The sequence below is a fragment of the Rugosimonospora africana genome, assembly GCF_016862975.1.
Taxonomy (GTDB): Bacteria; Actinomycetota; Actinomycetes; order Mycobacteriales; family Micromonosporaceae; genus Rugosimonospora; species Rugosimonospora africana.
The window spans coordinates 83226-102917 of sequence record NZ_BONZ01000068.1 but is presented as its reverse complement, the minus strand read 5'-3'; the positions used below and the strand labels follow the sequence as shown (position 1 = coordinate 102917).

The window sequence follows — 19692 nt, the reverse complement described above, 5'->3', positions numbered from 1 at the left end:
CGCGTAGGTTGTCGGTCATGACCGATGTGCGGCTGGAGCCGATGACCGAGGATCAGTACAAGCCGTGGCGGGCCGAGGCCGAGGCGCACTACGCGCAGAGTGTCATCGCATCGGGCCAGTCGGCACAGGACGCGGAGCGCAACGCCGCCGACACCTACGCGCAGCTGCTTCCCAACGAGTCCGCGACCCCTGACCACCATTTCTGGTACGCCTACGACGGCGACCGCCGGGTCGGTTTCCTCTGGGTCAAAGTCACCCGCAACACCGCGTTCGTCTACAACATCGCCGTCGAACCCGACGTACGCCGTCAGGGCTACGGCCGCGCGATCATGCTGGCCGCCGAGCGCTGGTGCCACGACAACGCGCTGACCAGAATCGGTCTGCACGTGTTCGCCCACAACACCGGCGCCCGAGCCCTCTACGAGCAGCTGGGCTTCACCGAGACCGGCCGCAACCTGGCCAAAGACCTGTGACCGCGATCCGCCCGATCGCCCTGTGACGGCGCTGCCGGTCGTCGCCGAGCACGAAACAGCGCCCCGGGGGACCGTAGGATCCGGGTCCCCGGGGCGCTGTTTCGGTCGGGTACCGCCGACTCGGTGTTATCTCACGACGGCAGGGCTGGCGGGTGCCTGGTCGTAGGCGACCGTACCGGCGACCGTCTGGGTGAACTCCTTCCCGCTGACGGTCAGGTTCAGCTCCACGTCGATCTCCCAGCGCCCGGCGACCGGGGCCGGCGCGACCAGGGTGGCGTCAGCCACCGACGCACCCGAGCTGTCCGTGGTCGGTGTGGTGGCGCGGGCGACCACCGTACCGTTCGGGTCGATCAGAAAGAACGTGTACTTGTTGTCGGCGCTGGCGTCCGCCGTGTGGAACGTGACGTCCAGGTCCTGCTTGCCTTGCGGCACATCGACGTTGTACGTGCTGATCTGCCCGACGCCACGGCCGACGCTGCTGGTGATGGTCGTGGTGAACGCGCCACCGGCCGGCGGGATCAGCGTACGGCGGGCGATCGGCAGTGACGTCCGCGCCCCGGTGGACCCGACGAACTGCACCGACTCCGGGTGGTCGCCGGGCGCGGCCGGCATGGCGACCCGAAGCGGCACGCTGACGCTGGAGTGAGCCGGGATGAGGACCAGGCCGACCGCCGGGCTGAGGACGTAGTGCTGGCCGGTGACCCGGAAGGAGATGTCACCGGTGAACGTACCGGGGACGTTGGGCGGCGACTGCAGGTGCGCGCGGCCGTTCGCCCACAGGATTTTCGCCGTCCACTTCCCGGCCTTCGGGGCGGCGACCTCGACGTGCTGGATGTTCGAGACGGTACCGAGCTGTCCGGCGCGGGTCGGTGGGGTCCCGTAGTCGTACGAGATCTGGGTCAGTTTCCCGGCCGGGTCGATGAGGGTGAACGACAGGATGGTGGAGTTCGTGGGATCCGGGATGAGCATGTCGGCGTTCAGCCGGTCCAACCCGGCCGGCACGGTGAACCTGATGGGCGTGGCGGCGGTGGCACCCTCCGCCGGCACCGGCAGGCTCGGGTCCGGCGCGCTGACCGGCTCGGTGACCGTCTTCCCGATCTGCTTGGCCGCGCCGAGCGAGCGGTAGGCACCGGTCACCAGGGCGGGCACCTGGCTCGTGTTGAACAGCGTCACGGACTGCTTGCTGGTTCCGGCGGCGGCGGTGATGTCGAGCTGGCTGGGCGAGGCGACCAGGCTGGCGGAGTCCGACGGAGCGAGCTGGATCGCCTTGCCGCTGCCCGGTTGCTGCTGGGCGGCGCGGACGGCGGCGTACACGTTCAGCTGCCCGGCGCCCTGCTCGTCGGCCGGCGCGCCGATGTCGTCAGCGGTGCTGGTGAGGATCTGCTTGATGAGCGCCGGGGCGGGCTTGGTGCCGTTGTGGGTGTCGGCGTACGCCTGGATGACATCGGCCACCGCGCCGGCCACCAGCGGACACGACTGGCTGGTGCCGCCGAACGCCTCGGTCTGCGTGTTCGTCGGACAGTCGCTGCCGGTCGGGCTGCACGCGGCCTCGCCGCCGTAGCCCGGTGCGACCAGGTCGACCACGCGGTTGTTGGGCGCGGTACCGCCGGAGGACAGCGGGGTGATGTTGTCGTTGGTCCAGTTGGTGTAGCCGTACGCCTGGCTGAGCAGGCGCAGCGTGTTGGTACCGCCGACCGCGATGACGTTCGGGTCGGTCGCCGGCGAGGACACCGTGCCGGACACGCCGCTGTCGCCGGAGGACACCACCACGGTGACGCCGGCCGCCACCGCCGCGTCGTTGGCCGCGTAGAACACCGAGTACCGGCCGGGCTGCTGGCGGTAGCCGTACGACTCGGAGATGACGTCGGCGTGCTCCTGTACCACCGCGCGGTCGATGCCGGCGACGATCTGCGACTCGGACTCGGGCGCGGCCTCGCCGTCGGCGCTCGGCGGAGTGTCGATGAGCGACGTGTCGACCAGCGAGGCGTCCGGCGCGACCCCCTTGATGCGGAAGGTGCAGCCGGCCGGTAGGCCGGAGAACGGCAACTCCTTCGAGAAGTCGTAGGTCACCAGGCCCTGGCCGGCGATCGACGAGGCGTCACCGTAGTACTCGCCGTCGCTGGCGTCCCGCGTGTAGTCCGGGGCGTCCAGTACCACGTGCGATCCGTCCGCCCGCACGAAGTTCGGGTTGCCGGCCAGCGCGTTGATGCCGTCGTTGGCGACGATGACGCCCTTGCCGGTGGATACCAGGGCGGCCTGCTGCTTGTCGTTCTTCACGCCCGTCTCGGTGTGCGTCACCGCCAGCGCTTCCGGTTCGAGCAGCGGCTTGGCCGGATCGGTCGGGCACAGCTTCGGATCGAGCTTCGCCGGCTTCCCGTGCGGGGTGCTGATCGTCGGCGGTACCAGGATGGAATCGTCCGGAACCACCTTGCTGACAGCGGGGTTGCGGCGCAGCCGGTCCACCTCGGCGGCCGAAACGTGCGCCGCGACCGCGTTCACGCTGACCAACTGAGTGATGCCGGTGCCGCCGCTGGCCTTGATGTCCGACACGATCGAACTCTGCTCCGACCGGGTGGTCGCGGTGCGCTGCGCGCCGTGCTCCTTGAGGGTGATGTCCGTGTGCTGGTTCTTCAGTACCACGATGACCGCACCACCGGCGTCGGCACCATCGAGCGCGGGGGCGGCGGACGGGCCGGGGTCTGCGCCGGCGGGTGCCGTGGTGCCGAACAGCACCAGGGCAGCGCCCAGGGTCAGGGAAGCGGTTGCGGTAGCTAAGCGAGGTCTGCGCACCGGGCCCTACTTTCGTGTGTGTGGTTCCGGAACGGTTGAGGGGACGCCACAGCTGGACGTGGGCGGGTGACCGGCTCCGCGCGCCATCGTCCGAGCCCGCGCGACGAGACTGTTCTAGATCATCGCTGAGGTTCCATCAACGTACGCCTACGTCTTAGGCGTGGCAACCCGCGCTTGCCAAGGGTGAACCCCTCGACGCACCCGCGAAACGTAGTGCCCCGGCGGGGGGAACGACTGTGGCTTGCGGGTCCGCTCCTCCGGAGGGAATCAGCCGTGCTCGTCCTCGACCAGCACGTGCGTCGGTAGGTCGCGAAGGTGCGTCGCGCGTGGAGGGCGCTATCCGACCGACTTGGTGGCGGTCAGCGAGAACGTCAGCGGCAGCCGGTCCGAGCCCTCCGGCAGGACCCAGCCGTGCTCGCTCCTGACCAGCACGGGCAGCGCCCGCCAGGGGATGGTCCGGTGCTCGGTGAGCGAGGTCAGGGCGAGCCCGGCGTCGAGCAGCGACTGGACGATCTCCGACAGCGAGTGCTGCCATTCGTACGTGGTGGCGTTGGTGAGCCGCACGCTGCCGTCGGCGTACGTGGTGCCTTCGTCGTAGCGCAGGGGACGGCCGGCGAAATATGGCCGGCTGACGACCAGCACGTCGTCGTCGCGCTCGTCGTCCACGCTGTTCAGCATCGGGTGGGAGTCACGGACGTAGAAGACGCCACCGGGCGCCAGGAGTTCGGCGATAACCCGTGCCCATCGGGTCAGGTCTGGCAGCCAGCACAGAGCGCCGATTCCCGTGTAGATGACGTCGAACCGGTCGCGGCACGCCGAGGCGGCGTGGTCGATCTCGCTGTGGATGAACCGCGCGGGTAGGCCGGCCCGATCCGCGACATTCCGAGCGGCGGCTATCGAGGCCGCTGAGAAATCGAGGCCGGTGACCGCGGCGCCCAACCGGGCCCAGGACAGCGTGTCCAGCCCGATGTGACATTGCAGGTGCAGCAGCGTCAGTCCGGCGGGAGACCGGCCCGGCAGGTGCGGGCTCAGCAGCGGCAGGTCGTCGCGGACGGTGGCGCTGATGCGGCCGGGGTCGGCGATGAACTCGTCAACACCGTACGCCACCAGGTGCGACGGTACTCGCTCGTCCCAGTTGGCCTGGTTGGCGGCGATCTCACCGCTGACGCTGACCATCCATCCATGGTAGGTCCCTCGGTGGTGGGCCCGTCGGTGGTGGGCCCGGCGCCGGCTCCAGCAGATCCAGCCCGCGTTCGGTGGTCAGGTACAGCACGCTGCGCCCGCTCCGCTCGGTGGCGACCAGGCCGCTGTCTCGCAGTACCCGCAGGTGTTGTGACACCGCGCTGGGCGACACGCGCAGCGCGCGGGCGAGGTCGGTGGTCGTCGCGGGGGAGCGCAGCGCCGCCAACAACTCGGCCCGGTGCCGGCCGAGCAGGCGGATCGCGCTGCCCGGGGGAGCATAGCCGGAGCAGGGTTGTGGCGAGGGCGAGCACCCCCCAGCCTCTGGCATCGACTGGGTGCCGGCCGACTGTAGCGCCGCCGACCGGAGCGTCGTCGACCACAGCGTGCCGGCGCCGCGGGCCGGGTAGCGCACCGTGGTCTGCGTCGAGGTGTGCAGCTTTACCTGCGGGTACGACGTGCCCAACACGACTGGCAGCAGCACCAGGCCACCGGGCGCCGTCGCCCGCGACACCTGCCCGCTCCGCCAGTTGTGCAGCGTCAGACGCCCATCGTGCCATCGCAGGTCCGGGTGCAGGTCGGCGAACAGCCGCTCGACTCCGCCGGCCGCCAGACGCCTTGCTCGGTAGGCGATGTCGGCGTCGAGCACGGCCCGGATGCGTGGCCAGTGCGGCGCGATGAGCCGGTCGTACGCCTCGCGCAACTCGGCCGCGATCGCCTGGAGTCCGGCGGCCGGTCGCGCGGCGAGTTCCGCCACGGCATCTGGCAAGGCATCTGGCGCCGCGTCAGGCGCGGGGGGCGACACAGCGCGCGGCGCTGCTTCAGGCTCGGCGTCCGGCTCGGCGGGCGGCGCTGCTTCAGGCACGGCGTCCGGCTCGGCGGGCGGAACGGCGTCTGGGAGGTCTGCGCCGAACACCCGACGCAGGCTGGCGCGGACCTGCCGGGCGGTGGTCCGGCACATCGCGGCGAGGTCGTCGTCAATGGTGGTCCGCGCGCCGAGCGGCGCGGGAACCAGGAACTGCGGCCAGCTAGGCCGGTCGCCGACGATCAACGGCCAGGTGTACGGCAGCGTGAGCGGACGCGCCGCGAGTTCATCCGTCGCCCAACGGATCCAGCGCAGGTTGCTGTCCTGCGATCCGGGTCGGCCGCGCCACTGGCCGCGCCACTGGTCACGGCGCTGGCCGCGCCGCTGGGCGAGCCACCGGGCGCCGAGCAGTTGCAGTCCGGACACGGTCTCCGAGAGCGGCGAGATGGCGAACCGGGTGTTGGCCAGCTCGGAGACGCTGAGGTCGACGGTCAGCGGCATGCCCCCGATTATCTGGCATGCGTCCGACCGAGTAGCGCCCGGTTGGTCAGTGACATGCCCTCGATGATGTAGCGACCGGCTAAAAGGTGTTCGGGCGTGTGCATCGCCCGCAGGATGTCTTCGTGACAGCCAACCCCGTGACAGCCAGCTTGTGACAGCCAGCCCTCGACAGTAAGGCCCGTGACAGCAATGCCGTCCACAGCAATGCCCTCGACACCAATGCCCGCGACGACAGCGCCCACCCGACCCCGGCTGTCCGCCGCGTATTGGAGGGTGTGGTGGGCGGCCGCCGCCGACAGCGTCGGAGACGGCGCCTTCGCCGCGGCCGTCCCGCTGCTGGCCGTCACGGTTACCCGGGATCCGCGGCTCGTTTCGGTGGTCTCCGCCGCGACCTACCTGCCCTGGCTGCTGTTGTCGCTACCCGCCGGGGCGCTCGTCGACCGGCGCGACCGGGTGAGGCTCATGTGGGGTTCACAGGCGGTACAGGCGGTCATCGTCGGACTGCTCGCGGCGTTGGTGGCCGTCCGCCACCTGACCATTCCCGGCCTGGCCGTCATCGCGTTCGGGCTCGGAGTCTGCGAGGTGGTGTTCGGCAACGCTTCCCAGGCGGTGCTGCCGGACATCGTCGCGCCGTCGTTGGTGCACCGGGCGAACGCGCACCAGTACACCGCGACCGTCGCCGGCGAGACGTTCGTCGGCCCGCCGCTGGGCAGCATGCTGTTCGCCGTCGCCGTCGCGCTGCCGTTCGGGGTCGATGCCGGCTCCTTCGTGCTGTCGGCCGTGCTGTTGGCGAAGTTGCCGGTACGGCGTTCCGGCTCGGCGGCCGGGCACCCGCCGTTCCGTACGGCCATCGTGAACGCCTTGCGCTGGTTGGCCGGGCACCGGCTGTTGCGTACCCTGGCTGTGCTGCTCGGCGTCAACACGTTCTGTTTCCAACTGGGCACCGTGACCCTGGTCCTGCTCGCCACTTCGACGCTGCACCTGAGCCAGCGCGGTTACGGCTGGCTGCTCGCGGCGGGCGCGGTCGGCAGCGTACTGGGAGGTCTGGTCAATGCCCGGATCGTCGCCCGGATCGGCTCGTTGCCGGCGCTGCTGGTGGCGCTCGCGGCCAACGTCGCGGTCTTCCTCGGCATCGGGTTCAGCCCGAACGCGACCGTGCTCGGCGCGCTGCTCGCGGCTGGCGGGTTCGCCACCACGATCTGGAGCGTCGTGACAGTCAGCCTGCGCCAGCGCCTGGTTCCGGCGGAGCTTCTGGGCCGGGTGAACAGCGCGTACCGGATGGTGGGTTGGGGCCTGATCCCGCTCGGTGCGCTTGCCGGCGGCCTGACCGCGCACGTGTTCGGGCTCCGCGCCGCATACCCGATCGCCGGAGCGGTGCGGGGCATCGCGCTGCTCGCCGCGTTACCGGCCCTCCTGGCGGCAATGCGCGCAGTGGGCGACTCTCCGGGCGCACCCCAGGGTGCCTCACGGGACGCCCCTCAGGACGGCGACGCGTCCCGGTCGCGCTGAGCCACCAGCTTCTTCGGGGCCTGCTGGCGCCACGCCCGCTCGACCAGGTCGCGGATCCGCTTCGCGTCGACGTCACCGAGATTGACCTCGAGCCCGAGGAAGCTCCTCCGCGCGTCCTGCCGCCGGACGGCCGCGCAGCTGTCCGGGTCGGCCGTTGCGGCGTTGTCCGCTTCCTGCTCGCTGACACAGAACACGGCGGTCGTCTCGTCCTTGCCGAGCCCGACGAAGGTCCGGCCGCCAACCTTGAATACCGGGACGTGAAGGCGGAAGTGGTTGGTCTCCTCGACCTCCGGCAGTGCCATGGCCCACTGCCGGATGTCGTCGGTGCCGGTTGCGGGTGCAGGGGAAGCGTCGCGAGGCCGCTGCTCTTGCGGATCTGGCACGCCGCTCAGTCTACGACGGCTGACCGAACTATCCGTCGGGTCAGCCACGAATCCGGCCGGGTGGCGGACCACCCGGCCGGAGACGCGTACGACGGTCAGGCTTTCCGCTGCATGCTCGACCGCGCCGGGTTGGCTTGCTGCCCGGCCTTCGGATCCTTCTCGCCCTGCTTTGCCCGCACCTGCGCCGCGACCGCCTCGCCCAGACCCTTGTCGACGTTGCGCCAGTACTCGAAGGCGCGCGCGAGGACCGGCTCGCTCACTCCGTTGAGCAGGTGCCCGGCGATGTTGCTGACCAGCCGCTCGCGAGCTGCGGCGTCGAGCACCTCGCGGACCATCGTGCCGGCCTGGCCCCAATCGTCGTCATCGGTACGCAGCGTGTAGGCGGAACGCACCATCTCACCGTCGGCGTACCAGCGGCCGCCGTCGTCGGTGCTCTCCGGTACGGCCGAGGGTCCGCCGTACGAGTTCGGCGCGTACACCGGGTCGCTGACATTCTGGACGCGCATCGCGCCGTCCTTCGAGTAACTGTGTACCGGCACCCGCGGCGTGTTCACCGGGATCTGCCGGTAGTTGACGCCGAGCCGGGCCCGGTGCGCGTCGCTGTAGCTGAATCCCCGGGCGAGCAGCATCTTGTCCGGGGACAGCCCGGTGCCCGGCACGAGATTGTTGGGCTCGAACGCGGCCTGTTCCATCTCCGTGTGGTAGTCGGTGACGTTGCGGTTCAGCGTCAGCCGGCCGGCCTCCCGCAGCGGGTAGTCGCCGTGCGGCCAGACCTTGGTGAGGTCGAACGGGTTGAACCGGTAGGTCTTCGCGTCCTCGAAGGGCATGATCTGCATGTACAGCGTCCAGCTGGGGAAGTCCCCGGCCTCGATGTGCTCGTACAGGTCACGCTGGTGGTAGTCGGTGTCGACCGCGGCCATCTGGTCACCCTCGTCCTGGGTGAAGAACTCGATGCCCTGATCGGACTTGAAGTGGTACTTCACCCAGAACCGCTCGCCGCGCGCGTTGATCCACATGTAGGTGTGGCTGGAGTACCCGTTCATGTGGCGCCACGTCCGCGGGATCCCGCGGTCGCCCATCAACCACGTCACCTGGTGCGCCGACTCCGGCGAGAGCGTCCAGAAGTCCCACTGCATGTCGTGGTCGCGCAGGTTGTTCGAGGCCCGCCGCTTCTGCGAGCGGATGAAGTGCTGGAACTTCATCGGGTCCCGGATGAAGAAGACCGGGGTGTTGTTACCGACGATGTCCAGGTTGCCCTCGCTGGTGTAGAACTTCACCGCGAAGCCGCGCGGGTCGCGCCAGGTGTCCGGGCTGCCCCGCTCCCCGGCGACGGTCGAGAACCGGATGAGCACATCGGTCTGGGTACCGGGCTGGAACACCGCCGCCCGGGTGAACGGGCCGACGTCCTGCGTGACCTGGAACACGCCGAACGCGCCGCCGCCCTTCGCGTGCGGCTGCCGTTCCGGAATGCGTTCCCGGTTGAACGTGGCCATCTGCTCGATCAGGTAATGGTCCTGAAGCAGCAGGGGACCGTCGGGCCCGACGGACAGCGAGTGCTCGTCGCTGGCGACGGGCACGCCGGCGTCCGTAGTCGTGGGCAGTCGTTCTTGTGCACTCACCTCGTTACTCCTCACGTCGCTACTCTTCGCGTCGGAATATTCCTTACGTCGGATAAGGGACTCGTTCCCGTCCGGCGGGGCCCGCGAAACCCGGGACTTCGCGCTCGTATCGGCCTGCGAGACCCGTGGCATCGATCCCGGCGGCCGTCAAACCCCGCGACGGCCGCCGGGATCGATGCCAGTGGTGGCTGTCATTCCCAGAAAGCGATCTTCACCTCTACCCTGGTCCGAGTTGTGAAGACCTCCGAGGTGTAACGACCAGGGCGGAGAAGTGCCGGTGACGGATACCGATGGCGACCGGACCCTGCCCACCGTCCGCGTCCCGCGCCTGGTTGGCCGGGACGCCGAGCTGACCCGGCTGCGTCACGCCCTCGCCGGACCACCCGGGCTTGCCCTCGTCGAGGGTGAGGCGGGTATCGGCAAGAGCCGGCTGGTCCACGAACTCCTCGCCGGCCGCGACCGGACCATGGTGGCCGTCTGCCCGCCGTTTCGGGAGGCGTTCACCCTCGGTCCGATCGTGGACGCGGCCCGCCAGGCGTGCACGGAGGTCGCCGTGCTCGGCCTGAGTCCGCTCGCCGGCGCCTTGCGGCCGCTGTTCCCCGAATGGTCCGCGGAGCTGCCCGAAGCGCCGGAACCGCTGGGCGACGCCGGGGCTGCCCGGCACCGGCTCCTGCGGTCGCTGGCCGAACTGCTCGAACGCCTCGGGGTGGAACTGCTCGTCGTCGAGGATGTGCACTGGGCCGATCAGGCAACCCTGGAGTTCCTGCTGTTCCTCGTGTCCCGGCGAGACCGCCGGGTCGGCCTCGTGCTGACCTACCGCCCCGAGGACGTGCCACCCGACTCGCTGCTGCGCCGGTTGTCCTCACGCGGCCAGCCGGTCCGGGTGACGCTCGCCCCGCTGGACGTGGCCGGTACCGCGGAGCTGGTCTCGTCCATGCTCGACGACGAGCACGTGTCGGCGGCGTTCGCGGCGTTCCTGCACGGACGCACCGAAGGGCTGCCGCTGGCCGTCGAGGAGTCGGTGCGGCTGATGCGCGACCGGGCCGACCTCGTCCGGCTCGACGGCGAGTGGATCCGCCGGACGCTCGACGACATCGTCGTACCACCGACCATCCGGGACGCCGTCCTGGAACGCGCCGCGCGCCTGGACGCCGCCGCGCGCCGCGTCCTGCAGGCGGCGGCCGTCCTCGCCGAGCCGGTCGGCGAGGCCACCCTGATCGCCGTCGCCCTTGCCGGGGGTTCTCCCGATGTAGCTGCCGGTGCCGGTGCCGGTGCCGGTGCCGGTGGCGGTGGCGGTGCCGGTGCCCCCGCCGGCCTGCTTCCGGCCAGCGCGGATGCCGGCCTGATCGAGGCGATCGACCGCGGGCTGCTGGTCGAGGACGATCGTGGCCGGATCCGGTTCGGGCACGTGCTGGCCGCCCGGGCGGTGTACGACGCCGTACCCGGGCCGGACCGGCGCCGGCTGCACGCACGGGCCGGACGCGTACTGGAGGCTGCCGCGACGCAACCGGTCGCGCGGCTGGCGCACCACTTCCGCGAGGCTGGTGAGGTGGAGACCTGGTGCCGCTATGCCGAGCGGGCCGCCGACCTGGCGCTGGCCTCCGGGGACCACCGCGTGGCCGTGATGCTGCTGCACGACATGGTGACCGGTGCCGACCTGCCCGCCGGCACGCTCGCCCGGGTGGTACGCAAGATGCCGACCCTGGCGTCGAGCGGCTACCTGCGCCGTAGCGGCGTCGTCGGTACCTTGCGCGGAATGCTCGACCGCGCCGCCCTCTCCGTCCCGGAACGGGCCGAGCTGCGCGCTCAACTGGGTCGGGTCCTCATGCACGCGGGCGAGTACGAGGCCGGGGCCGCCATGCTGGAACTGGCCATCCCCGACCTCGGTCACAAACCGGTCGAGGCCGCGTACGCCATGTCCACGCTCGGCCTGCCGTTCAGCACCGCGTGGCCGGCCCCGGTACACCGGCAGTGGCTGGACCGCGCCGCGGCGGCGATGAGTCAGGCGGCGGTGAGTCAGGCGGAGCCGACCACGGCGGCGACGACCGCAGCGACGATGACCGCGGCGACGACGACGGCGTTCCCGGAGCCGGACCGGCTCGCCCTGCGGATCGACCGGATGACCGCGCTGCTCGACCTCGGCGACCCCGAGGGGTGGCAGGTGGCCGCCGAGCTGCCGGTGACCGCGAACGAGACCTGGCAACGGCCGCACGTGGCGCGCGCCGCGCTCAACATCGGCAACGAGGCCATGCGGTGGGGCCGGTACGCCGAGGCACGCCGGCGGCTCGCGGTCGGCGTCGGCCTCGCCGAGGAGTACGACCTGCTCCGGCTGAGTGACATGATCGCGGTCACGCTGGTCCACCTCGACTGGTTCACCGGCGCCTGGACCGGGTTGGCCGACCGGGCGGCGGCGCTGGCCGAACTCGACGGTGAGGCGCTGATCCGGCTGGACGCGAAGGTCGTCGGCGGCCTGCTCGACGCGGCCACGGGCGCCCCGCGCCGTGCCGAGACGGCGTTGCGCGCGGTGCTCGACGAGGCGCGCGAGCGGGGGATGGTCGAGCTGCTGCACGAGCCGGCGGCGGCGCTGGCCCGTATCCGGCTGGCCGACGGCGATGTGGACGCCGCGATCGACCTGACCGAGCAGGTCCTGGCGCTGGTGGCCGGCAAGGAGATCTGGCTGTGGGCCAGCGAGACGGCCGCGGTACGGGTGGACGCGCTGAGCGCGGCGGGCCGCCTCGGCGACGCGTACCAACTGGTGTCGTCGTTCGAACGCGGACTTCGCGGCTGCGACGCCCCGGTCGCCGCCGCGTCGCTGGCCACCTGCCGGGGCTGCCTCGCGGAGGCCACCGGTGATCGCTCCGCCGCCGCGGCTGCCTTCGCCGCCGCCGCGCTCGCTTGGGACGGGTTGCCCCGCCCGTACGACGCACTGCTGGCGCGCGAGCGGCAGGGCATGAACCTGATCGCCGCCGGTGACCTCGACGCCGGGCTGGCGGTGCTCGGCGACGTGCCGCGCGGGCTGTCCGGACTCGGCGCGACCGGGGACGCCGACCGGGTGGCCGCGGTTCTGCGCGGGCACGGCGTGACCGCCCGCCGGCCGTGGCGGGGCGGCAGCCGCGGGTACGGCGACCAGCTCTCACCGCGCGAGTTGGAGGTGGTACGGCTGGTGGTCGCCGGGCTGACCAACCCGGAGATCGCCCGGGCGCTGTCCCGTTCACCGAAGACGGTCGCCGCCCAGTTGACGTCGGCGATGCGCAAGCTCGGCGTCTCGTCGCGCACCGCGGTCGCGGTCAGCGCGACCCAGGCGGGCATCGTCACCGCTGGCGATTCGGATTGAGACCGGCCGCCAGGCCCGCCTGGTCTGTGGGCGGGTCGGTCAAGCGGCCGGGGGTGGGGTGGCGGAGTCGCCAGGCCCGCCTGGTCTGTGGGCTGGATCGGTCAGGCGGCCGGGGGTGGGGTGGCGGAGTCGCCAGGCCCGCCTGGCTTGTGAGTGAGCCGGTCCAGCGGTCGGGGTGCGGCTCAGATTAGGTCATCCGCCCAATCGCGACGCATCGACGAGAGCGCACATACTCGGCCGCATGATCCAACCCGCGACGCCGCCAACCGGCGGCGCCCAGGCCGACCGTGCCCAGGCCGACCGTGCCCAGGCCGGCGGCGGCCGGGCCGACGGTGCTCAGACCGGTGGCGCCCAGACCGCCGACAAGGCCGCCGTCGCCGACAAGGCCGCCGCCGACAAAGCCAACGCCGCCGACGGGACGCCACGGCCGACCCAACACCTCGCCCCGCCCGCCGAAGACCCGCCGACCGGCCTCGACGACGAGCGCCGCCGCGGCTACGAGCCGCTCTGACGAAAGGGAAACCGGATGCGCTTATCCGTACTGGCCGCCGTCGCCTGCCTCGGCGCCGGCCTGCTCGCCGTACCCGCGGCGCGGGCGCAGGCCGCGCCGGCCGCCCCGCCGCGGCTGCCCGGCGCCCCCACCGTGGACTACCAGCCGGCCGGCTGCAACAGCCCGGACGTGCCGAAGGGCTACGCCCGCTGCTTCGCCGAGATCCGGACCGGATCGACGCACCGGGTCGTCCCGAACGTCTCGGGACCGCCGTCGACCGCTCTCGGCCCGGCGGAAATCCAGTCCGCGTACCACCTGCCGACCGGCGGCCAGGGCCAGACGGTGGCGATCGTCGACGCCGGTGGTGACTCCACCGCCGAGGCCGACCTCGCGGTGTTCCGTTCCCAGTACGGGCTTCCCGAGTGCACCACCGCGAACGGCTGCTTCCGGAAGGTCGACCAGAACGGCGGCGCCGACCTTCCGGCGGACGACCCGAGCTGGGCTCAGGAGACATCCCTGGACCTGGACGCGGTGTCGGCGGCCTGCCCGCTGTGCCGCATCCTGCTCGTCGAGGGCAACACCGCGAACGCCGACGACCTGGGTACCGCGGCCGACACCGCCGTCGCGCTGGGGGCGAAGTTCGTCTCCAACTCGTACGGCGTCTCCGGCGAGGACCCGGACGAGGTGGCGTACAACCACTACTACGACCATCCCGGCGTGGCGGTCACCGCGTCGACCGGCGACCTGGGCAACGTGACCAACTGGCCGGCCAGCGACCCGAACGTCGTCGCGGTCGGCGGCACCACGCTGTCCAGGGACTCGACCGCCGCCCGCGGGTGGACCGAGGCCGCCTGGTCCGGGGGCGGGTCGGGCTGCTCACCCTACGAGCCGCACCCGGCGTACCAGGACGGCATCGACACCCAGTGCCCGAACGGCCGGGCCATCTCCGACATCGCGGCCGACGCCGACCCGTCGACCGGGCTCGCCGTCTACGACTCCCTGCCGTACCAGGGGCAGAGCGGCTGGATGCAGTTCGGCGGTACCAGCCTGGCGTCGCCGCTGATCGCGTCCATGTACGCGTTGGCCGGCAATCCCGTCGCGGGTACCAACCCGGCCACCTACCCGTACTCCGCCGCGTCCTCCGACCTGAACGACGTCACCACGGGCACCGACGGCACCTGCGGTACCGTGCTGTGCACCGCGGGCGCCGGATGGGACGGCCCGACCGGCCTGGGCACCCCGGCCGGCGTCGGCGCGCTGACGTTCGGCCCGGCCGGCACCCTGAGCGGCCACGTGACCGACAAGGACACCGGCAAGCCGGTCGCCGGAGCCTCGGTGGCCGCCGCCAATGAGGGCAACGGCAAGACCTACCGGGCCACCACCGACGCCCAGGGCGGGTACCAGCTGATCGTGTCGGCCGGCGGCTACGACGTGTCCGCGTCGATGTACGCCTACCAGGACACCACCCGTACCGGCGTGCAGGTGGCCGACGGGCAGGCCGCCACGGCCGACCTGACGATGCAGTCCGTGCCCAGCGTCACGGTCTCCGGCACGGTCACCGACGGCGACGACCACGGCTGGCCGCTGTCCGCGAAGGTCACCATCGACGGGTACCCGTACGGCGCGGTGAGCACCGACCCATACACCGGCCGGTACAGCGTCACGCTTCCCGAGCAGCACGACTACACGTTCCACGTGTCGGCCGACTACCCGGGTTACGCAAGCCGCGACGTGTCGGTCGACCTCGGCACCGCCAACGTGCGCGCCGACGCCGCCCTGGGCGTCGACCGCACCGGTTGCACCGCGCCGGGCTACGCGTACCCGAGCCGTACCGACTTCGAGGGTTGGACCGGGACGACGCCGCAGCAGGGCTGGACGGTGTCCGGGCCAACGCCGGGCTGGGAGTTCGACAACCCGGCCAACTTCGGCAACCTGACCGGCGGTACCGGCAACTTCGCCACCGCCGACCCGTACAACACGGGCGCGACCGAGGACACCGTGCTGACCTCGCCGGCCGTGGACCTGTCCGGGCAGAGCGCCCCGCAGGTCCGGTTCCAGGCCACCTATGTACCGGCCGAGGACGGCAGCACCACCGGCGACGTCGAGGTCAGCGTCGACGGCGGTGCCACCTGGACGCTCGCGGGTCACCCGGTGCCCGCCTTCTTCGGGCAGAACACCATCGCGATCCCGCAGGCGGCCAACCACTCCGACGTGAAGGTGCGCTTCCACTACGCCGGCCAGGGCGTCACGCTCTGGCAGTTGGACGACGTCACGGTCGGCGGGTGCGCCGCGCTGCCCGGCGGTCTGGTCGAGGGCGTGGTGTCCGACGCCAACAACGGCAAGCCGGTACCCGGCGCCACGGTCACAGGGTCCACGGTTGCCCCGTCCACGGTCACCGGAGCCGCGGTTCCCAGCACGGCAGACGGGTTCGCCTGGACGTTCGCTGCGCCGGGCGCGCAGCACCTGACGGCCAGCGCCGGCCGGTACGCGGACACCAACGGTACGGTCGCCGTCGCGGCCGACACCGCGACCCGGCACGACTGGAAGTTGAAGGCCGGCCAGTTGAAGGTGAGCACCGCCAGCGTCTCGGTCAGCGAGGAACTGGGCGCGGCCAAGGGCACGGCGGTCAAGCTCACCAACACCGGCGGCGCCCCGCTGCACCTCTCCATCGGGGAGCACACCACCGGGTTCACTCCGATGGTGGGTACCGGCACCAAGGGCGCGCCGCTGCGGATGGTGAAGGGAAACTACACGCCCGGGCCGGCGAAGCCGGGAGCCGCGACTGCGGCGGCAAAGCCGGGAGCCAAGCCGGGCGCCGCGCCCGCGGTCCGGGACGCCACCCCGGCGAGCGGGCCGTGGACCGACATCGCCGACTACCCGACCCCGATCATCGACAACGCGGTCGGGTACGACCAGGGGAAGGTGTACTCCGTCGGCGGCGCGACCGACACCGCCGTCACCGCCGCCGGGTACGTCTATGATCCGGGAGCCGGCGCGTGGAGCCCGATCGCGGACCTTCCCCAACCGGTGGAGGGACTGTCGGGCGCGTTCGTGAACGGCACCATGTACGTCGTCGGCGGCTGGAACACCAAGTCCCAGACGGTCAACGTGCTCTACGCCTACCGCCCGGGTACCGACTCCTGGACGCAGCTGGCGAACCTGCCGGAGCTGGTCGGCTCCCCGAGCGTTGCCGTGCTTGGCGGCCAGTTGTACGTGGTCGGCGGCTGCACCGGGATCTGCCTGACCGGTACGTCCGCGGCCTACCGGTACGCGCCGGCCGGCAACACCTGGACACGCATCGCCGACTACCCGACCCGGCAGACCCGGGCCGCCTGTGCCGGCATCCACGGTGAGGTGGTCTGCGCGGGCGGCGTCGACATCGACGTGGCGAAGTCGCTTTCCACCACGTACGCGTACCACCCGGAGACGAACACCTGGACCCGGCAGGCCGACATGCCCTACGACAACTGGGGGATGGCCTACGCCGGCGCCAATGACCGGCTCCAGGTGGCCGGTGGCATCACCGGCCTGGCCGCCACCAACCGGGCGGCCGAGTACGACCCGGTGACGAACACCTGGTCGGCTCTGCCCAACGCCAACAACGTCTTCTACCGCCCGGGCAGCAGTTGCGGGCTGTACCAGATCGGTGGTTCGGCGGGTGGGCTGCCGACCGGCCAGCCGTTTGCCGAGGTGTTGCCGGGCTACGACTCGTGCGGCGGTTCCGATGTGCCGTGGCTCGCGGAGAGCAAGAGCGAGATCGACCTGGCGGCCGGCGCGTCGACGACGATCACGGTCACCGCCAACTCCGCCGCCGTTCCGCAGCCGGGGAGTTACACGGCGAACCTGTCGCTGGACACCGACTCGCCGTACAGCTACCACCCGATCGCTGTCACCGTGCAGGTGAAGCCGCCGAAGTCGTGGGGCAAGGTGGCCGGTACGGTGACCGACGCGGGTACCGGAGCGCCGATCGCCGGGGCCACTGTCCAGGTCTGCACCATGTACCGCGGCAAGACCGGCCAGTGCGGCCAGGTCAGCTACACGCTCAAGACCGATGCCAGCGGCCACTACCAACTGTGGCTCGACAAGGGCTACAACCCGCTGCACATCACCGCCGCGATGAACGGGTACCAGCCGCAGTTCACCGTGGTTCAGATCAGCAAGGGTGTCGAGACACCGGCGGACTTCGCGCTGCCGAGGATCTGACGAAGGGTGGCGGTCTGCGAGCCCCGTTTCGCGGGTGCCAGCAGGCCGCCACCAGCAGACCGCCACCAACGCCCGCCGGCGTGATCGTTAAGATCCTCCGTCATGCACCGGGCCGCGACCACTTCCACGACCGATGACTTCCTCGGCCACCTCGAAGAGTTGTACGGCGCCGCGAAGCGCCACGACGGCGGCGGGGATCCGAACCGGCTGGTGCTGGACTTCCTGCGGCACGAGACCTACGCCAGCTACTCGTGGAGGATGCTGGTCGGCCCGCTCGACTGGTCCTTCGTCCGGCGGGTGAAGGGTTCCGGGCTGCCGGTGACCAGACTCTTCGCGGACCCGTTGGCCGGCCCGGCGTACGAGACGGCGCACTTCGGCGCGGCGTGTGCCGGCGTGTACCGGCACGGTCCGGCACCCGATGCCGGCGTCAACCTGGGGGATCTCACCGGCTGGGCCGGCGACCTGATCACCTTCTATGGCGAGTGGCGCCGCGACCGCGAACGGCACGCGTCCGGTGACAACGCCGGTGACGACTCCGGTGACGAATCCGGTTACGACTACTGCCGCCGGGTGCTCGCGCGTACCGACCGGGCCAGTACCTTCATGTTCAACGACCTGGTCGAGGACGCCGACGCCGTCATGGTCGGCCTGCGACTGCGCGACGGGATGCCGATCCTCGACGCGGTCTGTGAGGTGTTCGACGCCGGCACGCCGAGGCTGTCGTCGTTCGTCGAGAGCCGGTTCGGCGGAGCGGCACCGGCGCGGGCCACGGTCAGGGCGGCGCTGACCTCGAACGCGAACACCCTCTTCTCGGTCGCGCGGGGCTACCTGGTCCAGTCCGTCGGCCGCTTCCCCACGCGACCGCCGCGCCTGTTGCCGCGCGAGCGGCTGGACGAATTCTGTCGCGGGTTCGCCGATGTCTTGGCGGAACGTGTCTTGGCGGAGTGCGTCAACCGCGAGGCCGGTATCAACCGCGAGGCCGGTATCGAACGCGAGACCGCCTCTACCCAATAGATAACCAGGGGCGGGGGAGAAGAACAAGACTTGATCTTCCGCTGCGCCGGGGTCATCGTCATCCGTGTGTACTGGGATCCGTTCACCACCCTTCGTCATGCGCTGTGGATCGGCGGCGCACAGTGGGCCGGGAAGTCCACCGTCGCGGGCATCCTCGCGCATCGGTACGGCCTGACCTGCTACCGCTATGACTATCACGACGCCCGCGGGCACCAGGACCGGTGGATCGCGCAGCGGTGTCGGCACGGTGAGGCGGTCCCCGACCCCGACCCCGACCCGGAGGCGGCCTGGGTACGGACGACACCGCCGGAGATGGCCCGACAGGCGATCGAGCGGTTCCACCAACGGTTCGCGTGGGTCCAGGACGACCTGCGCGCGCTCAGCTCACCCCGACCCGTCGTGGCCGAGGGGTGGGGGCTGCGCCCCGAGCTGATCGCCACGGTCACCGAGTCGCTCCGGCGGGTGGTCGTCATGGTTCCCACCGAGGATTTCCGGCGGCGACAGCTCAGAGTGCTTCCCCGGGCGCACCGGGCGCGCGAGGGGGTCAGCGATCCGCGGCTGGCTCAACGCAACCGGCTCGAACGCAACCGGATCGTCGGCGAGGACGCGGTGCGCAACGCCCGGCGGCTGGGCGTCCGGGTGATCGAGGTGGACGGTACCCGAGACGCCACGGCGGTGGCCGACGCCCTCGCCGCCCATTGGGAACCGTTTCTGAGCCATGCGGGCTGACGGGACCGGAGAGGCGGCCGCACTCCGCGAACGGCTGCGGCACGTGTACTGGATCGGTGGCGGCAGCGGCGCGGGCAAGTCGACGATCGCCCGCCGGCTGGCGGACCGGTACGGTCTGCGCCGGTATGTCACCGACGACGTGATGCCCGACCACGCCCGCCGTACCACGCCCGGCGACGCCCCGTTCCTGGCCGAGTTCCTCGCCATGGACCTGGACCAGCGCTGGGTGAACCGGACCCCGGAGGTCATGCTCGACACGTTCCACTGGTACCGGGGCGAGGGGTTCGGTCTGATCGTCGACGACCTGCTCCGGCTGCCCCGCCAGCCGCGGGTGGTCGTCGAGGGGTTCCGGCTGCTGCCGCACCTGGTGCGGCCGTTGCTCGCGGTGCCCGATCACGCGGTCTGGCTCCTGCCGACCCCCGAGTTCCGCCAAGCCGCGCTGATCCATCGAGGCGACGTGTGGAGTTTCACCGAGCGGACCAGCGACCCGGAGCGGGCCCGGCGCAACATCGCCGAACGGGACCGGATGTTCACCGACCGCCTTCGCCACCAGACGGCGCGTCTCGGCCTGCGCGGCCTCGACCTCGACGGCACGGTGACCGAGGACGATCTGGTCGAGCGGGTGGCCGGAGCCTTCGGGCTCTGAGCGGGCGTGGCGCTGCT

13 protein-coding genes are annotated in these 19692 nt (G+C 71.3%); 8 read left to right on the top strand and 5 right to left on the bottom strand.

Annotated elements, in window-relative coordinates; translation table 11 throughout:
- Positions 1–17 precede the first annotated feature (17 nt).
- Positions 18–473 (top strand): GNAT family N-acetyltransferase, encoded by a 456-nt coding sequence (locus tag Raf01_RS33735; protein ID WP_203922126.1) that lies wholly within the window; start codon positions 18–20, stop codon positions 471–473.
- 126 nt (positions 474–599) lie between these two features.
- Here the strand turns inward: Raf01_RS33735 and Raf01_RS33730 are convergent, their stop codons facing one another.
- The 3 genes from Raf01_RS33730 to Raf01_RS33720 form a co-directional block, all read right to left on the bottom strand.
- The gene (locus tag Raf01_RS33730) at positions 600–3263 is read right to left on the bottom strand and encodes a S8 family serine peptidase (protein WP_203922125.1); all 2664 of its coding nucleotides are present in this window, start codon (positions 3261–3263) and stop codon (positions 600–602) included.
- Between the two features lie 336 nt (positions 3264–3599).
- On the bottom strand, positions 3600–4439 hold the full coding sequence (locus Raf01_RS33725) for a class I SAM-dependent methyltransferase (RefSeq protein WP_203922124.1): 840 nt from the start codon (positions 4437–4439) through the stop codon (positions 3600–3602).
- Positions 4420–5748: a helix-turn-helix domain-containing protein gene (locus tag Raf01_RS33720; protein ID WP_203922123.1), complete on the bottom strand. Its 1329-nt coding sequence runs from the start codon at positions 5746–5748 to the stop codon at positions 4420–4422. The genes Raf01_RS33725 and Raf01_RS33720 overlap by 20 nt, the downstream gene beginning before the upstream one ends.
- 219 nt (positions 5749–5967) lie before the next feature.
- On the opposite strand from Raf01_RS33720, the gene Raf01_RS33715 reads away from it, so the two are divergent.
- Entirely contained in the window at positions 5968–7257 is a 1290-nt protein-coding gene (locus Raf01_RS33715) for an MFS transporter (protein WP_203922122.1), read from the top strand.
- Here Raf01_RS33715 and Raf01_RS33710 read toward each other — a convergent pair.
- Complete coding sequence (locus tag Raf01_RS33710; RefSeq protein WP_203922121.1) at positions 7227–7640, bottom strand: MmcQ/YjbR family DNA-binding protein; 414 nt, start codon at positions 7638–7640, stop codon at positions 7227–7229. The genes Raf01_RS33715 and Raf01_RS33710 overlap by 31 nt on opposite strands.
- A gap of 95 nt (positions 7641–7735) precedes the next feature.
- Positions 7736–9259: a catalase gene (locus Raf01_RS33705; protein WP_203922120.1), complete on the bottom strand. Its 1524-nt coding sequence runs from the start codon at positions 9257–9259 to the stop codon at positions 7736–7738.
- A 277-nt stretch (positions 9260–9536) separates the two neighbouring features.
- Between Raf01_RS33705 and Raf01_RS33700 the strand changes: the two genes are divergently transcribed.
- From Raf01_RS33700 to Raf01_RS33675, 6 genes are all read left to right on the top strand, one after another.
- A complete protein-coding gene (locus Raf01_RS33700; protein ID WP_239134171.1) occupies positions 9537–12593 on the top strand; it encodes a helix-turn-helix transcriptional regulator in 3057 nt (1018 codons plus the stop codon).
- Between the two features lie 241 nt (positions 12594–12834).
- Positions 12835–13104, top strand: a complete 270-nt coding sequence (locus tag Raf01_RS50645; RefSeq protein WP_203922118.1) for a hypothetical protein — start codon at positions 12835–12837, stop codon at positions 13102–13104.
- A 15-nt stretch (positions 13105–13119) separates the two neighbouring features.
- The gene (locus Raf01_RS33690) at positions 13120–17286 is read left to right on the top strand and encodes a carboxypeptidase regulatory-like domain-containing protein (protein ID WP_203922117.1); all 4167 of its coding nucleotides are present in this window, start codon (positions 13120–13122) and stop codon (positions 17284–17286) included.
- A 102-nt stretch (positions 17287–17388) separates the two neighbouring features.
- On the top strand, positions 17389–18300 hold the full coding sequence (locus tag Raf01_RS33685; protein ID WP_203922116.1) for a hypothetical protein: 912 nt from the start codon (positions 17389–17391) through the stop codon (positions 18298–18300).
- Positions 18301–18330: 30 nt separating this feature from the next.
- Positions 18331–19029: a hypothetical protein gene (locus Raf01_RS49955; RefSeq protein ID WP_239134170.1), complete on the top strand. Its 699-nt coding sequence runs from the start codon at positions 18331–18333 to the stop codon at positions 19027–19029.
- Positions 19019–19675: a hypothetical protein gene (locus Raf01_RS33675; protein ID WP_203922115.1), complete on the top strand. Its 657-nt coding sequence runs from the start codon at positions 19019–19021 to the stop codon at positions 19673–19675. Before Raf01_RS49955 ends, Raf01_RS33675 begins: the two co-directional genes overlap by 11 nt.
- Positions 19676–19692 lie beyond the last annotated feature (17 nt).

Bases quoted from the DNA above. Each gene is read 5' to 3' on its own strand.
- Raf01_RS33735 (WP_203922126.1), top strand. From the start codon at position 18: ATGACCGATGTGCGGCTGGAGCCGATGACCGAGGATCAGTACAAGCCG.
- Raf01_RS33725 (WP_203922124.1), bottom strand. From the start codon at position 4,439: ATGGTCAGCGTCAGCGGTGAGATCGCCGCCAACCAGGCCAACTGGGAC.
- Raf01_RS33720 (WP_203922123.1), bottom strand. From the start codon at position 5,748: ATGCCGCTGACCGTCGACCTCAGCGTCTCCGAGCTGGCCAACACCCGG.
- Raf01_RS33715 (WP_203922122.1), top strand. From the start codon at position 5,968: ATGCCCGCGACGACAGCGCCCACCCGACCCCGGCTGTCCGCCGCGTAT.
- Raf01_RS50645 (WP_203922118.1), top strand. From the start codon at position 12,835: ATGATCCAACCCGCGACGCCGCCAACCGGCGGCGCCCAGGCCGACCGT.
- Raf01_RS33690 (WP_203922117.1), top strand. From the start codon at position 13,120: ATGCGCTTATCCGTACTGGCCGCCGTCGCCTGCCTCGGCGCCGGCCTG.
- Raf01_RS33685 (WP_203922116.1), top strand. From the start codon at position 17,389: ATGCACCGGGCCGCGACCACTTCCACGACCGATGACTTCCTCGGCCAC.
- Raf01_RS33675 (WP_203922115.1), top strand. From the start codon at position 19,019: ATGCGGGCTGACGGGACCGGAGAGGCGGCCGCACTCCGCGAACGGCTG.